General features: G+C 67.4%; 9 protein-coding genes and 1 pseudogene. 5 read left to right on the forward strand and 5 right to left on the reverse strand.

Annotation, left to right across the window (positions count from 1 at the left end):
* Window positions 1-64 precede the first annotated feature (64 nt).
* Window positions 65-1,441 (reverse strand): ATP-dependent RNA helicase DbpA, encoded by a 1,377-nt coding sequence (gene dbpA / locus IAE58_RS10485; RefSeq protein WP_199933244.1) that lies wholly within the window; start codon window positions 1,439-1,441, stop codon window positions 65-67.
* Between the two features lie 165 nt (window positions 1,442-1,606).
* Window positions 1,607-2,686 (reverse strand): YeiH family protein, encoded by a 1,080-nt coding sequence (locus IAE58_RS10490; RefSeq protein ID WP_199933243.1) that lies wholly within the window; start codon window positions 2,684-2,686, stop codon window positions 1,607-1,609.
* Window positions 2,687-2,786: 100 nt separating this feature from the next.
* Here IAE58_RS10490 and IAE58_RS10495 point away from each other — a divergent pair, with 100 nt between their 5' ends.
* Both IAE58_RS10495 and IAE58_RS10500 read left to right on the forward strand, forming a co-directional pair.
* Window positions 2,787-3,662 carry a LysR family transcriptional regulator gene (locus IAE58_RS10495; RefSeq protein ID WP_199933242.1) on the forward strand — a complete coding sequence of 292 codons (876 nt, stop codon included), beginning with the start codon at window positions 2,787-2,789 and terminating at the stop codon, window positions 3,660-3,662.
* A gap of 132 nt (window positions 3,663-3,794) precedes the next feature.
* Window positions 3,795-5,678 carry an ATP-binding cassette domain-containing protein gene (locus tag IAE58_RS10500; RefSeq protein ID WP_199933241.1) on the forward strand — a complete coding sequence of 628 codons (1,884 nt, stop codon included), beginning with the start codon at window positions 3,795-3,797 and terminating at the stop codon, window positions 5,676-5,678.
* A 192-nt stretch (window positions 5,679-5,870) separates the two neighbouring features.
* On the opposite strand, the gene IAE58_RS10505 is transcribed toward IAE58_RS10500, so the two are convergent.
* Both IAE58_RS10505 and IAE58_RS10510 read right to left on the reverse strand, forming a co-directional pair.
* Window positions 5,871-6,332, reverse strand: coding sequence for a cytochrome c (locus IAE58_RS10505; RefSeq protein ID WP_108752862.1), 462 nt, complete (start codon window positions 6,330-6,332; stop codon window positions 5,871-5,873).
* 9 nt (window positions 6,333-6,341) lie between these two features.
* Entirely contained in the window at window positions 6,342-6,737 is a 396-nt protein-coding gene (locus IAE58_RS10510) for a c-type cytochrome (RefSeq protein ID WP_108752863.1), read from the reverse strand.
* A gap of 217 nt (window positions 6,738-6,954) precedes the next feature.
* On the opposite strand from IAE58_RS10510, the gene IAE58_RS10515 reads away from it, so the two are divergent.
* The 3 genes and pseudogenes from IAE58_RS10515 to IAE58_RS10525 all read left to right on the forward strand — a co-directional run bounded on the left by IAE58_RS10515 (window position 6,955) and on the right by IAE58_RS10525 (window position 14,704).
* Complete coding sequence (locus tag IAE58_RS10515; RefSeq protein WP_108761812.1) at window positions 6,955-8,112, forward strand: efflux RND transporter periplasmic adaptor subunit; 1,158 nt, start codon at window positions 6,955-6,957, stop codon at window positions 8,110-8,112.
* 62 nt (window positions 8,113-8,174) lie between these two features.
* Window positions 8,175-11,627 (forward strand): annotated as a pseudogene (locus tag IAE58_RS10520) (efflux RND transporter permease subunit); the annotation flags it as partial.
* The gene (locus IAE58_RS10525) at window positions 11,624-14,704 is read left to right on the forward strand and encodes an efflux RND transporter permease subunit (protein ID WP_108761813.1); all 3,081 of its coding nucleotides are present in this window, start codon (window positions 11,624-11,626) and stop codon (window positions 14,702-14,704) included. The pseudogene IAE58_RS10520 and the gene IAE58_RS10525, both read left to right, overlap by 4 nt.
* A gap of 106 nt (window positions 14,705-14,810) precedes the next feature.
* On the opposite strand, the gene IAE58_RS10530 is transcribed toward IAE58_RS10525, so the two are convergent.
* Window positions 14,811-15,656, reverse strand: a complete 846-nt coding sequence (locus IAE58_RS10530; protein WP_199933239.1) for a phytanoyl-CoA dioxygenase family protein — start codon at window positions 15,654-15,656, stop codon at window positions 14,811-14,813.
* Window positions 15,657-15,678 lie beyond the last annotated feature (22 nt).

Consider the following 15,678-nt stretch of genomic DNA (forward strand, 5'->3'; position numbering starts at 1 on the left):
GCCCCCCGCCCCCCCACTCGCGCCCGGCGGGCCCCCCCCCCCCCCCCGGCGTTTTCGTTACGGGTTACATCATCCGCACGCGGAAGCGGCGGCCCTTGATCTTGCCGGCTTCCAGCTTCGCCACCGCCTTGTTCACCTGTTCGCGGGCGATGGCCACGTACGAGCGGGTGGGGAAGATCGCGATCTTGCCGATGTGCTTGCCCGACAGGCCGGCATCGCCGGTCAGCGCACCCAGGATGTCGCCGGGGCGCAGCTTGTCCGTCTTGCCGCCATCGATGCGCAGCGTGCGCATGGCCGCCTGCGGCAGCTCGGCCGGGCGCGAGGTCGCCAGCGGGGTTTTCTGCCAATCCAGCGGCTGACCCATCTGAGCTTCGATCGCCTCGGCACGGGTCTTCTCGCGGCCTGCCACCAGGCTGATCGCCAGACCGCTGGCACCGGCACGGCCGGTACGGCCCACGCGGTGCTGGTAGCTCTCCACGTCGGTCGGCAGTTCGTAGTTGATCACTGCCGCCAGTTCTTCCACGTCCAGGCCGCGGGCGGCCACATCACTGGCCACCAGCACGTTGCAACTGCGGTTGGCCAGGCGCAGCAGGACTTCCTCGCGGTCGCGCTGTTCCATGTCGCCATGCAGTGCGAGTGCGGAGAAGCCGAACTGCTGCAGCGAGTTGGCCACTTCGTCCACGTCCTTGCGGGTGTTGCAGAACACCACCGCCGATTCCGGCGTGTACTTCAGCAGCAGGCCGGCCAGCGCCTTCTGCCGGTGCGCCGGTTCCACTTCGCAGAACAGGTGGCGGATGGCCGGGGCCTGGTCGGCGCCTTCCACCGTTACTTCCACCGCATCGCGCAGCAGGTCGCGGGCGATGGCGCGGATGCTGTCGGGGAAGGTGGCCGAGAACAGCAGGCTCTGGCGGTCCTTGTGGGTGCGGCCGGCGATCTCGCGGATGGGTTCTTCAAAGCCCATGTCCAGCATGCGGTCGGCTTCGTCCAGCACCAGCGTGCGCACCGCGCCCAGGTTCAGTGCGCGCTTGCGGGCCAGTTCCTGCACGCGGCCGGGCGTGCCCACCACCACATGCGGGTCGTGGCCTTCCAGCGATGCCAGCTGCGGGCCCAGCGGCACGCCACCAACGAGCGTCAGCAGTTTCAGGTTGGGAATGCCGGTGGCCAGCTTGCGGATCTGCTTGCCGACCTGGTCGGCCAGTTCGCGGGTCGGGCACAGCACCAGCGCCTGCACGCGGATCAGGCTGGGGTCGATGGCCTGCAGCAGGCCCAGGCCGAAGGCCGCGGTCTTGCCGCTGCCGGTCGGCGCCTGTGCGATCACATCGCGGCGGTCCAGGATGGCGGGCAGGCTCTGCGCCTGGATCGGCGTAAGCGTGGTGTAGCCGAGGGCGTCCAGGCCGGGCTGCATGGCCGGGCTCAGCGGCAGGGTCGAAAAGTCAGTCATGGCACATTGTACCTGTCTGCGCGGCAGGGCCCGGGGTGTGGGCGGCATCCACGCATGGCGTGAATACACCGGGGGGCATCCACGCATGGCGCGGATCTACCGCCGGGTGTACCACGCGTTGATTCAGTAGATCCACGCCACGCGTGGATGGCGGTGTCCCGGCCCTCAGCCCAGCGCCGCCAGCACACCCTGGTGGATCGCCAACCCACCCAGCAGCAGCCACGCGAACAGGACCAGCGCCAGCAGCAGCGGCTTCAGCCCAGCCTGTCGCAGTGCAGACACATGGGTGGTCAGGCCCAGCGCGGCCATCGCCATCGCCAGCAGCACGGTGTCCAGCTGCACCAGCCCGGCCTGCAAACCTGCCGGCAGCACATGCAGCGAATTGAAACCGGCCACCGCCACGAATCCGAACGCGAACCACGGCACCACGATGCGCGGGGTCGTGCCTTCACCAGCCGCCTTGCCGCCACGCGCCAGCCACAGCGACAGCACCACCAGGAACGGTGCCAGCAGCATCACCCGCACCATCTTGGTGATCACGGCGGTATCGGCGGCGGCCTCGCTCACCGCGCGCCCGGCGGCCACCACCTGCGCCACCTCGTGCACGGTGGCACCGGTGAACAACCCGTACTGGCGCGCGTCCATGGCCAGCCAGCCATGCGACTGCGCCAGCGCAAACAGTGCCGGGTACAGGAACATGGCCAGCGTGCCGAACACCACCACGGTCGACACCGCCACGGTCACCTGCGCGGCGCGTCCGCGCACCACGGGTTCGGCGGCCATCACCGCCGCCGCGCCGCAGATCGCGCTGCCGGCACCGATCAGCATCGCCGCTTCGCGCTCCATCTTGAACACGCGCACACCCAGCCAGCAGGCCAGGCCGAAAGTGCTGGCCACCACCAGGGCATCCATCAGCACGCCGGCCACGCCCACCTGGCTAATGTCTTGGAAGGTCAGGCGCAGCCCGTACAGCACGATGCCCGCGCGCAACAGCCAGTGCTTGGAAAACCCCACGCCGGTGGCGCTGGCGGGGGCCAGCCGCGGGTACAGCGTGTTGCCGACCACGATGCCGGCGACGATGGCCACGGTCAGCGCGCTCAGGCCATGCGCCCGCAGCCATGGCAGCTCGGCCAGGTACAGCGCCGCCGCCGCCAGCAGCCCCACCAGCAGCAGGCCGGGCAGGCGCGGCTGCCAGCGCTGGCGCAGGGCGGGCAGGGACCAGGGAGACAGGGCAGGGGCGTTCATGGCGGGCGGGTACGGAGGAGGTGCGCCCAGCCTGCGCCCGAGTGACCTACCTGTAAAACGAATACTATGAGTGAAAACTACCTATCAAAAAGGTAATTGCATGCGCCTGACCCTGCGCCAGCTACAGGTCTTCGTCGCCATTGCCGACCACGGCAGCACCACGGCCGCAGGACAGGCGATCGCCCTCTCGCAATCGGCCAGCAGCGCGGCCCTGCAGGAGCTGGAAGCCCACTTCGGTACACCGTTGTTCGACCGCATCGGCCGTCGCCTCGTGCTGAACGGGCATGGCCGGGCCCTGCTGGAACCGGCCCGCACCCTGCTGGCCAACGCCGCCGACCTGGAACGTCACCTGGCGGCAGGCGGCACGCCGGGGCAGGGCGCACCGCTGCGCCTGGTGCTGGCGGCCAGCACCACCATCGGCAACTATCTGCTGCCCGCACGCATTGCGGCCCTGCTGCGGCAGGCCCCGCAGGCCGAAGTCGACCTGCGCATCGACAACAGCGCAGGCGTAGTGGCCGCCGTGCAACAACTGGACGTGGACGCGGGGCTGATCGAAGGCCCGTGCCACGAGCGCGGCCTGCAGGTCACGCCCTGGCAGCAGGACCCGCTGGTGATCGTCGCTGCCGCAGACGCCCCCGCGCGCTGGTCGCTGCACGAACTGCGCGCAGCCCGCTGGCTGCTGCGCGAGCCCGGTTCCGGTACCCGCGAAGCGGTGGAGCAGGCCCTGTTGCCGCACCTGCACGGTTTCGCCCAGACCCTGCAGTTGGGCAATACCGAAGCGATCAAGCAGGCCGCCATTGCCGGGCTGGGCGTGGCCTGCCTGTCGCGCCACGCAGTGGAAGAGCCGCTGGCGCTGCGCCGCCTGCAGGTGCTCGACACCCCGTTACCCGCCCTGCAGCGCACCCTGTGGCTGGTACGCCACCCCGGCAAGCAATGGCTACCGGGGTTGCAGGCGTTGCTGGGGGCGGTGGGATAACCACGCTTCATTTCCGACGACGCGATTTCCACGATGGGGTCAGAGCCCGTTGCGCAGCAACGGGATCCGACCCCGACACACCCGTTCGCCGGCGAGATTCCGGCTGACCTCCCCAACCCTTACACTATGGGGATGCCTCTGATTACTCTGCAGAACGTCGACTTCAGCGTCGGCGGCCCGTTGTTGCTGGAAAAGGCCGAACTGTCGATCGAGCCGGGCGAACGCATCGCCCTGATCGGCCGCAACGGCGCCGGCAAATCCACCCTGCTCAAGCTGCTGTCCGGCGACCACAAGCCCGATGACGGCGAAGTGCGCGTGCAGCAGGGCGTGCGCGTCACCCGCCTGGAACAGGAAGTGCCCCATGGCGCCGCCGGTTCGGTGTTCGACGTCGTGGCCGACGGCCTGGGCGAACTGGGCCAGTGGCTGGCCGAATTCCACCATCTCAGCCATGCCGAGGAATTCGACGGCGAAGCGCTGGGCAACGTGCAGGCCAAGATCGACGCCGCCAACGGTTGGGGCCTGGACCAGCGCGTCAGCGAAACCCTGACCAAGCTCGACCTGGACGGCGAGGCCGAATTCGGCCGCCTGTCCGGCGGCATGAAGCGCCGCGTACTGCTGGCCCGCGCGCTGGTGTCCAGCCCGGATGTGCTGCTGCTGGACGAACCGACCAACCACCTGGACATCGAAGCCATCGACTGGCTCGAAGCCTTCCTGAAGGGCTGGAGCGGCAGCGTGGTCTTCGTCACCCATGACCGCCGCTTCCTGCGCGCGCTGGCCACCCGCATCGTCGAAATCGACCGCGGCCAGGTCACCAGCTGGCCGGGCGACTGGGCCAACTACGAGCGCCGCCGCGAGGAACGCCTGAACGCGCAGGCGCAGGAAAACGCCCGCTTCGACAAGCTGCTGGCGCAGGAAGAAGTCTGGATCCGCCAGGGCATCAAGGCCCGCCGCACCCGCGACGAAGGCCGCGTGCGCCGCCTGAAGGCGATGCGCACCGAGCGCTCGCAGCGTCGCGACCTTAGTGGCAACGTCAAGATGGAAGCCGCCCAGGGCGTCAGCTCCGGCAAGAAGGTCATCGACGTCAAGGACATTTTGTTCGCCTTTGGCGAGCGCACCATGGTCCGCGATTTCACCACCACCATCCTGCGTGGCGACCGCATCGGCCTGATCGGCCCCAACGGCAGCGGCAAGACCACGCTGCTGAAGCTGCTGCTGGGTGAGCTGCAGCCGGCCAAGGGCGAAGTCAACGCCGGCACCAACCTGCAGATTGCCTACTTCGACCAGTACCGTGCGGTGCTGCGCGAAGACTGGAGCGCGATCGAGAACGTGGCCGAAGGCCGCGATTTCCTCGAGTTCAATGGCAAGCGAAAGCATGTGCATGCCTACCTGCAGGACTTCATGTTCACCCCCGAGCGCGCGCGCGCGCCGATCACCCGCCTGTCCGGTGGCGAGCGCAACCGCCTGCTGCTGGCCAAGCTGTTCGCGCAGCCGTCCAACCTGCTGGTGATGGACGAACCGACCAACGACCTGGACGTGGAAACCCTGGAGCTGCTGGAAGAGCTGCTGGGCGAGTACACCGGCACGCTGCTGCTGGTCAGCCACGACCGTGATTTCATCGACAACGTGGTGACCTCCACGCTGGTGATGGAAGGCGACGGTGTGATTGGCGAATACGTGGGCGGTTACAGCGACTGGCAGCGCTACGCGGCCAGCATCAGCAGCCCGGTGGCACCGGTGGTGGCCAAGCTGGCGCCGGCCGTCGCAGCGGCACCGGTCGCCGCCGAACCGGCCGCCGCCAAGCGCAAGCTGAGCTACAAGGAAGCGCGCGAGCTGGAGCAGCTGCCCAAGACCATCGAAAAGCTGGAAGGCGATGTGGAAGGCCTGACCGCAGCGATGAACGACCCCTCGTTCTACACCCGCAGCAGCGCCGAGGTGACCGCGCACACCCAGCAGCTGGCCAAGGTACAGGCCGAGCTGGACGCTGCGTACGCGCGCTGGGAAGAGCTGGAAGGCTGATCGCGCGGCATGCGGTAGCGCGGGGCCATGCCCCGCGAGCGCGCAGCGCGGCGCATCGGGTGGTCCGCCGGGCATGGCCCGGCGCTACCGGAAGGCGGACGGCGCAATGTGTGCGGACCAAGGTCCGCACCTACCAATGCCGGTGGCCGGCGCCGGTGCCCGTTAGATCCACGCCATGCGTGGATGGCGGGGTCATTTCACCCCGTGCAGATCCCGCAGCTGGCTGGTCCGGCTGCCGAAGTACGCTGCCAGATCCGCAATGTCCTGGTCGCTCAGGTCTTTGGCCTGTGGCGTCATCAGGGCATGTTCGCGGTCGCCGGCGCGGTAGGCCTGCAGCGCATGCGCCAGGTAATCGCCGTACTGGCCGCCCAGCTTGGGGTAGGTCGGGTCGATCGGCGCGTTGCCGTCGGCACCGTGGCAATCGATGCAGCTCTGGTTGGTGGCCTTGCCCTTCACCTTGGCGCGGGCTTCGCCGGCGGCTTCGCGCCCGGCCGGCAGGCCGGCCGACGATGACGAGCCGTGCTCGCCACTGGCATGGCCAGGGTCGGCGGCGGATTTTTCGCTGTTTTCCACCTGCGACTGCGAACAGGCGGCCAGCAGCAGGGCGACGGACAGGGCGATGGCGTGACGCACGGGATGCGCGGCTTTCGACATGGGCGGGCCTTACTTGACGGTGGACAGGTAAACAGCGAGATCGGCGATCTCCTGTTCGCTGAAGCTCATCGATTGCGCCTGCATCGTCGGGTGCCGGCGCTTGCCCTGGCGGTACTCGGTCAGGGCCTGGGTCAGGTACTGCTGGCTCTGGCCACCGATCTTGGGCACCCGGTAACTGGGGTAGGCGTTCTTGTAGCCGGTGATGCCATGGCACCCCTGGCAGGTGTAGGCCAGCACCCGGCCATTGTCGAAATTGCCGCTGGGCGCGGCAGGCGCCGGCGTTGCGGCAGGTGCCGGGGCCGGTGCGGGTGTGGCAGGTGCAGAAGCAGGAGCGGGCTGTGCGGCGGCCCCAAGGGGCAGGAGGACGGCCAGAGCGAGACAAGCGGCGAGCGGCTGCGGGCGCATGATGTCGTTTCCGGGATTCGGGTCTGGTCGTTCCGGCGTGGGGTACGGAACGGTCCCGAGTATAGCCGCAGGTTTCATCTAGCTGAAATGGGGGCGGTCCGACCAGCGGCGTGAAGGCACCATGACCTTTGGGATATGGTGTGGCCGTGAAGTGGTGCATTACTTTGGTAGCACACCTGTCCACACCCCCGTCCACGCATCTTCCAGGGACCTGACGATGTCGTACTCCAACTTGCTGCCGGGCCGCCGCAGCGCAACCTGTGCTGCCGCGCTGCTGCTCACCACCTCCCTGCTGCTGAGTGGCTGTGCCGCCGGGCCCAACAACGAGGCCAAGGCCGAAACCAAGGACGAGAAGAAGGTCGATGCGGTACCGGTGGAAGTGGCCGTGGCCAGCCATCGTGCCGTGGCCGCCAGCTACACCGGCACGGCTGCGCTGGAACCGCGCGCCGAATCGCAGGTGGTGGCCAAGACCTCCGGCGTGGCGCTGGCGGTGCTCGTGGAAGAGGGCCAGCGGGTTTCCGCCGGCCAGGCGCTGGTGCGCCTGGACCCGGATCGCGCCCGCTTGGCCGTGGCGCAGAGCGAAGCGCAGCTGCGCAAGCTGGAAAACAACTACCAGCGCGCCCAGAAGCTGGTGGGCCAGCAGATGGTCAGCGCCGCCGACGTGGACCAGCTGCGCTACGACCTGGAAAACATGCGCGCCCAGTACCGCCTGGCCACGCTGGAACTGTCCTACACCACGGTGGTGGCGCCGATCTCCGGCGTCATCGCCTCGCGCTCGATCAAGACCGGCAACTTTGTACAGATCAACACGCCCATCTTCCGCATCGTCGACAACTCGCGGCTGGAGGCCACGCTGAACGTGCCCGAGCGCGAACTGGCCACCCTGCGTGCCGGCCAGCCGGTCACGTTGTCGGCCGATGCACTGCCGGGGCAGAGCTTCACCGGTACGGTGGACCGCATCGCGCCGGTGGTCGACTCGGGCAGCGGCACCTTCCGCGTGGTCAGTGCCTTCGATGGCGCCGCGCACGCTCTGCAGCCGGGCATGTTCGGCCGCATCCGCATCGACTACGACCAGCGCGCCGACGCACTGGTGGTGCCGCGCCTGTCGCTGCTGGACGATGGCGAACCGGCGGTGTTCCGCGTGCGCGCCGGCAAGGTCGCCCGCGTACCGGTGAAGCTGGGCTACGCCGAAGGTCCGTGGGTGGAAATCCGCGAGGGCCTGGCCGCCGGTGACCAGGTGGTCACGGCCGGCAAGGTGGCGCTGCGCGATGGCACGGCGGTGCAGGTCATTGCCGATCCCAACGCCAAGGCCAAGGCCAAGCCGGCCACGGTGGCCGCGGCCAAGCCCGCAGACAAGGCCGGGAGCCAGCAATGATCGCCCCGGGCCACGACCACGGTGCCTCGCCGGCGAGCGACGGCGCCGCCTCCGGCATGCGCGGCGGCCTGGTGGAATTCGCCACCCGCCGCCGCGTCACCATCGCCATGTGCACGGTCACGCTGCTGCTGTTCGGCCTGATCGCGCTGGGCAATCTGAAAGTAAACCTGCTGCCGGACCTGAGCTATCCCACGCTCACCGTGCGCACCGAATACACCGGCGCGGCACCCACCGAAATCGAAAGCCTGATCAGCCAGCCGGTGGAAGAAGCGGTGGGCGTGGTCAAGAACCTGCGCAAGCTGAAGTCGGTCTCGCGCACCGGGCAGAGCGATGTGGTGCTCGAGTTCGCCTGGGGCACCAACATGGACCAGGCCAGCCTGGAAGTGCGCGACAAGATGGAAGCGCTGAACCTGCCGCTGGAGGCCAAGGCGCCGGTGCTGCTGCGCTTCAATCCGTCCACCGAGCCGATCATGCGCCTGGTGCTGTCGACCAAGGCCGCGCCGGCCAGCGATGAAGACGCGATCCGCGAACTGACCGGCCTGCGCCGCTATGCCGACGAAGACCTGAAGAAGAAACTGGAACCGGTGACCGGCGTGGCCGCGGTGAAGGTGGGCGGTGGCCTGGAAGATGAGATCCAGGTGGACATCGACCAGCAGAAGCTGGCCCAGCTCAACCTGCCCATCGACACCGTCATCAAGCGGTTGAAGGAAGAGAACATCAACATCTCCGGCGGCCGCCTGGAGGAAGGCTCGCAGCGCTTCCTGGTGCGTACCGTCAACCAGTTCGCCGATCTGGAAGAGATCCGCAACCTGCTGGTCACCACCCAGTCGTCCAATGGCAGTGCAGCCGATTCGGCCCTGCAGCAGATGTTCACCATCGCCGCGTCCACCGGCTCGGCGGCCGCCGTTGCCGCTGCGTCGGCCGCGCAGAGTGCCTCTTCGGGCAACTCCAGCGTGGTCGCCAACGGTGTGCCCGTGCGGCTGAAAGACGTGGCCACCGTGCGCCAGGGTTACAAGGAACGCGAAGCGATCATCCGCCTGGGCGGCAAGGAATCGGTGGAGCTGGCCATCTACAAGGAAGGCGATGCGAACACCGTTGCCACCGCGCAGGCCCTGCGCACGCGCCTGGAACAGATCAAGAGCACCTTCCCGTCCGACGCCGAACTGACCACCATCGAGGACCAGTCGCGCTTCATCGAACACGCCATTGCCGATGTGAAAAAGGACGCGGTGATCGGTGGCCTGCTGGCCATCCTCATCATCTTCCTGTTCCTGCGCGATGGCTGGTCCACCTTCGTCATCAGCCTGTCGCTGCCGGTGTCGATCATCGCCACGTTCTTCTTCATGGGCCAGCTTGGCCTGAGCTTGAACGTGATGTCGCTGGGCGGTCTGGCCCTGGCCACCGGCCTGGTGGTGGACGACTCGATCGTGGTGCTGGAAAGCATCGCCAAGGCGCGCGAACGTGGCCTGGGCATCCTGCAGGCGGCCATCGTCGGCACCCGTGAAGTGAGCATGGCGGTGGTGGCCTCCACCCTGACCACCATCGCCGTGTTCCTGCCGCTGGTGTTCGTCGATGGCATTGCCGGCCAGCTGTTCCGCGACCAGGCGCTGACCGTGGCCATCGCCATTGCCATTTCGCTGCTGGTGTCGATGACCCTGATCCCGATGCTCAGTTCGCTGAAGGGCCGCCCGCCGCTGGCGTTCCCGGAAGAACCCGGAGCCGAAGCGTGGCGGCCGGAGAGCCGCTGGCAGAAGCCGGTTGCGCTGGGCCGTCGCGGGCTCGTGGCCAGTGTGCGTTGGAGCTTCTTTGCCCTGGCCTGGCTGGTGGTGCGCGTGTGGCGCGGCATCGTGGCCGTGGTCGGCCCGGTCATGCGCAAGGCCAGCGATATCGCTATGAAGCCCTATGCTGGCGCCGAGCGCGGTTACCTGCGCCTGCTGCCCAATGCCTTGGCCCATCCGGGCAAGGTGCTGGGCCTGGCCGGGCTGGCCTTCGTGGCCACCATGGCCATGGTGCCGATGCTGGGCGCGGACCTGATTCCCCAGCTGGCCCAGGACCGCTTCGAAATGACCGTGAAGCTGCCCGCCGGCACGCCGCTGAAGCAGACCGATGCGCTGGTGCGCGAACTGCAGCTGGCCCATGGCCAGAGCCAGGGCGTGGCCTCGCTGTACGGCGTCAGCGGCAGCGGCACCCGGCTGGATGCCAGCCCCACCGAAAGCGGTGAGAACATCGGCAAGCTGACCGTGGTGATGGCCGGTGGCGGCAACGCGAAGACCGAAGCGGAGATCACCGAGCGCCTGCGTGACAGCATGGGCCAGCACCCGGGCGCGCAGGTCGACTTCGCGCGGCCGGCCTTGTTCAGTTTCTCCACGCCGCTGGAAATCGAGCTGCGCGGGCAGGACATGGCCACACTGGAAGTGGCCGGCCAGCGCCTGGCCGCGCTGCTGCGTGGCAACGCGCACTACGCCGACGTCAAATCCACCGTGGAAGAGGGCTTCCCGGAAATCCAGATCCGCTTCGACCAGGAACGCGCCGGTGCGCTGGGCCTGACCACCCGGCAGATCGCCGATGTGGTGGTGAAGAAGGTGCGCGGCGACGTCGCCACGCGCTACAGCTTCCGCGACCGCAAGATCGACGTGCTGGTGCGTGCCCAGGAAGGCGACCGCGCCAGCGTGGACAGCATCCGCCGACTGATCGTCAATCCGGGCAGCACCCGTCCGGTCACCCTGGATGCGGTGGCCGACGTCATCGCCACCAGTGGCCCCAGCGAGATCCACCGCGCCGACCAGACCCGCGTGGCGGTGGTCTCGGCCAACCTGCGCGATATCGATCTGGGCGCGGCCATGCGCGAAGTGCAGCAGATGGTGGCCGAACAACCGCTGGGTGCCGGCGTGGGCCTGCACATCGGCGGGCAGGGCGAAGAACTGGCGCAGGCCGCCACCTCGCTCATCTTCGCCTTCGGCCTGGCCATCTTCCTGGTCTACCTGGTGATGGCCTCGCAGTTCGAATCGCTGCTGCACCCGTTCGTCATCCTGTTCACCATTCCGCTGGCGCTGGTCGGCGCGATCCTGGCGCTGATGCTGACCGGCAAACCCATATCGGTGGTGGTGTTCATCGGCCTGATCCTGCTGGTCGGCCTGGTCACCAAGAACGCGATCATCCTGATCGACAAGGTGAACCAGCTGCGCGAAGCCGGCGTGGCCAAGCACGAAGCACTGGTGGAAGGGGCACGCTCGCGGCTGCGGCCGATCATCATGACCACCTTGTGCACGCTGTTCGGCTTCCTGCCGCTGGCGGTGGCGATGGGCGAGGGCGCCGAGGTACGCGCGCCGATGGCCATCACCGTGATCGGCGGCCTGCTGGTGTCCACCCTGCTCACCCTGCTGGTCATTCCGGTGGTGTACGACCTGATGGACCGCCGCGGCGATGCCTACTACCGCGAACGCGGCCGCAAGCACGCCGGTGAAGGCCTGCACGGCGCCACGGGCAGCGCGGCGGGCGCGGAGGAACCGGCATGAGCGTTGCCGAGTTTTCCATCCGTCGCCCGGTCACCACCATCATGTGTTTCGTGTCGCTGGTGGTGGTCGGCCTGATCGCCTCGTTCCGGCTGCCGCTGGAAGCGCTGCCGGATATCTCCGCGCCGTTCCTGTTCGTGCAGATTCCCTACACCGGCTCCACGCCGGAAGAGGTGGAGCGCACCATCATCCGCCCGGTGGAAGAGTCACTCGCGACCATGACCGGCATCAAGCGCATGCGCTCGTCGGCCACCGCCGAGGCGGCGTCGATCTTCATCGAGTTCAGCGATTGGGACCGCGACATCGCCATTGCCGCGTCAGATGCGCGCGAACGCATCGATGCGATCCGCAGCGATCTGCCCGACGACCTGCAGCGTTACAACGTGTTCAAGTGGTCCAGCAGCGACCAGCCGGTGCTGAAGGTGCGCCTGGCCAGCACCACCGACCTGACCACCGCGTATGACATGCTGGACCGCGAGTTCAAGCGGCGCATCGAACGCATTCCCGGCGTGGCCCGCGTGGACATCACCGGCGCGCCGCCGAACGAGGTCGAGATCGCCATCGACCCGAACCGGCTGAACGCCCATGGCCTGAGCATCAACGAATTGAGCGAGCGTCTGCGCACGCTGAACTTCTCGATCTCGGCCGGGCAGATCGACGACAACGGCCAGCGCGTGCGCGTGCAGCCGGTGGGTGAGATCACCGACCTGCAGGAAATGCGCGACCTGGTGATCAATGCCACCGGCCTGCGCCTGGGTGATATCGCCGATGTGCGCCTGAAGCCGGCGCGCATGAACTACGGCCGCCGGCTGGACGGCAACCCGGCGGTGGGTCTGGACATCTACAAGGAGCGCAGTGCGAACCTGGTGGAAGTCTCGCGCGCGGCGCTGGCCGAAGTGGAGGCGATTCGCGCGCAGGATTCCATGCGCGATGTGCAGATCAAGGTGATCGACAACCAGGGCAAGGCGGTCACCTCTTCGCTGCTGGAACTGGCCGAAGCCGGTGCGGTCGGCCTGATCCTGTCGGTCACCGTGCTGTTCTTCTTCCTGCGCCACTGGCCGTCCACGCTGATGGTCACCCTGGCCATTCCGATCTGTTTCACCATCACCCTGGGCTTCATGTACTTCGCCGGGGTCACCCTGAACATCCTGACCATGATGGGCCTGCTGCTGGCGGTGGGTATGCTGGTGGACAACGCCGTGGTTGTGGTGGAAAGCATCTACCAGGAACGCGAGCGCATGCCCGGGCAGCCGCGGCTGGCCTCGATCATCGGCACCCGCAACGTGGCCATCGCGCTCAGCGCCGGCACCCTGTGCCACTGCATCGTGTTCGTGCCCAACCTGTTTGGTGAAACCAACAACATCAGCATCTTCATGGCGCAGATCGCGATCACCATCTCGGTCTCGCTGCTGGCCTCGTGGCTGGTGGCCGTCAGCCTGATTCCCATGCTGTCCGCGCGCATGGCCACGCCCAAGCTGGTGCATTCGCAGACCGGCGTGATCGCGCGCCTGCAGCACCGTTACGCGCAGCTGCTGGACTGGTCGCTGCGCCACCGTGGCTGGAGCCTGCTGGGCATCGTGCTGGTGGTGCTGGTCAGCCTGGTGCCGATGAAGCTGACCAAGGTGGACATGTTTGGCGGCGAGGGTGGCAAGGACATCTTCATCGGCTACATGTGGAAGGGCGCCTACACCTACCGGCAGATGTCCGAGGAAGTGGGCCGCGTGGAAGCCTGGATCGAAGAGAACCGCGAGCGCCTGCACGTGCAGCAGGTGTATTCCTGGTACAGCGAACAGGAAGGCAGCTCCACCGTGGTCACCCTGGACGAGAAGCACGCCAAGGACATCAAGGCGTTGCAGGAAGAAATCCGCAAGGGTCTGCCCAAGTCCGCGCGCACTGACTACTTCGTCGGCAACCAGGGCGGCGATGGCGGCGGCGGTGGCAACCAGGGCGTGCAGGTGCAGCTGGTGGGCGATTCCAGCACCCTGCTGCAGGAGATCGGCCAGGAAGTGCTGCCGCTGCTGGCACAGCGCAGCGAGCTGCGCGACGTGCGCATCGACAACGGCGAAAAGGGCGGCGAGCTGAAGGTCCACGTCGACCGCGAACGCGCCGCGGCCTTCGGCTTCAACGCCGAACAGGTGGCCAGCTTCGTCGGCCTGGCCCTGCGTGGCGCCCCCATGCGCGAGTTCCGCCGTGGCGACAACGAAGTGCCGGTCTGGGTGCGTTTCGCCGGCGCCGAACAGAGCAGCCCGGAAGATCTGGCCGGCTTCAGCGTACGCACCGGCGATGGCCGCAGCGTGCCGCTGTTGAGCCTGGTCAGCGTGGACGTGGGTTCGTCTGCCACCCAGATCGGCCGCACCAACCGTCAGACCACGCTCACCATCAAGGCCAACCTGGCCGAGAAGATCACCGCACCCGATGGCCGCAAGGCGATCGAGGCCGTGCTCAAGCCGATGAACTTCCCCGCCGGCTATGGCTACAGCTTCGACGGCGGCGACTACGGCAACGACGATGAAGCCATGCAGCAGATGGTGTTCAACCTGCTCATCGCGCTGGTGATGATCTACGTGGTGATGGCCGCGGTGTTCGAATCGCTGCTGTTCCCGGCGGCGATCATGAGCGGCGTACTGTTCTCGATCTTCGGCGTGTTCTGGCTGTTCTGGATCACCGGCACCTCGTTCGGCATCATGTCCTTCATCGGCATCCTGGTGCTGATGGGCGTGGTGGTGAACAACGGCATCGTGATGATCGAGCACATCAACAACCTGCGGCGTGGCGGCATGGGCCGCACCCAGGCATTGGTGGAAGGCTCACGCGAGCGCCTGCGCCCGATCATGATGACCATGGGCACGGCGATCCTGGCGATGGTGCCGATCTCGCTGACCAACACGCAGATGTTCGGCGATGGCCCGGAATACGCCCCGATGGCGCGCGCGATTGCCGGCGGCCTAGCGTTCTCCACCGTGGTCAGCCTGCTGTTCCTGCCCACGATCTACGCCCTGCTGGACGACCTGCGCAACGCCGCCGTGCGCCTGATCCGCCGCGCCCGCGTTCGCCCGGTAGAGTCGAGCTTGCTCGACTGAACGCAGGGCCGAGCCCATTCGACTGCCGCCAATGGCGGCAACACCGTGTGTAGTGGTGGGGGGAGACCGGTCGTAGTGGGGCGGTCTCCCCCTTTTTTTCTGCCGATCAGGCCTTGCGCAGGAACCAGGTCCGGCGCGTGTACTCGTGACCGAAATCGACATGGCCAAACCGCGCGATCTCGCGCTGGCCACGGCGGTAGTAACGCCACGGGGCCTTTTCAGGCAGCGCGGTCTGGCCGTAGAACACGTCCATGTGGCCCACCGGCATCGCCTTGGGCGTCACGTGCATCACCACGCTGCGGCGGGTACCGGCCGACGGGTGCGGCGCACCGCCATGGAACAGCTGCGGGTGCCAGACAATCACATCGCCCGGCTGCACATGCACCGCCTGCGCCTGCAATCCGGCTTCCTCGCACTGGCGCGCGACCGCATCCTGGTAGCCCGCCCAACCTTCCCCGGCCATGGGGCTGACCGGGCCGTCACCGAACACTTTCTTTCGCAGTGCCTGCAGGTCGATGGGCGGCAGCAGGTGGCTGCCCGGCACCACGCGCAGTGGGCCATTGCTGTCATCCACCGCGTCCAGCGCCGTCCACACCCCCATGTAGCGCTCGCCCGGCGAAGTGCAGAACACGGGCGTGTCGCGGTGCAGCGACTGCTCCGATCCGCGCTCGTAGTACAGGCTGGTGTAGAGGGTGGTGGGCTCACCGAAGAAGCGGTCGCAGACATCGATGGCCGCGTTGTCGGTCAGCAGCGCGGTCATCGCATCCACCACCAGGTGCAGGTTGACGATCCGGTACAGGCGCTGGTGGTCATCCAGGTTGCGCGTCACCGCTTTCGCGTTGCGCTGCTTGAACCGCGCGATGCGCTGGTTGATGTCTTCCACCAGTGCCGGTGCGATAGCCTGGCGAACCACCACGTAGCCGTCGCGCATCAGCGCATCATATGCATCCATAGCTCAATCATCTCCTCAACGC

Origin of the sequence: Stenotrophomonas sp. S49 (assembly GCF_016624905.1) — a bacterium.
Lineage (GTDB): Bacteria > Pseudomonadota > Gammaproteobacteria > Xanthomonadales > Xanthomonadaceae > Stenotrophomonas.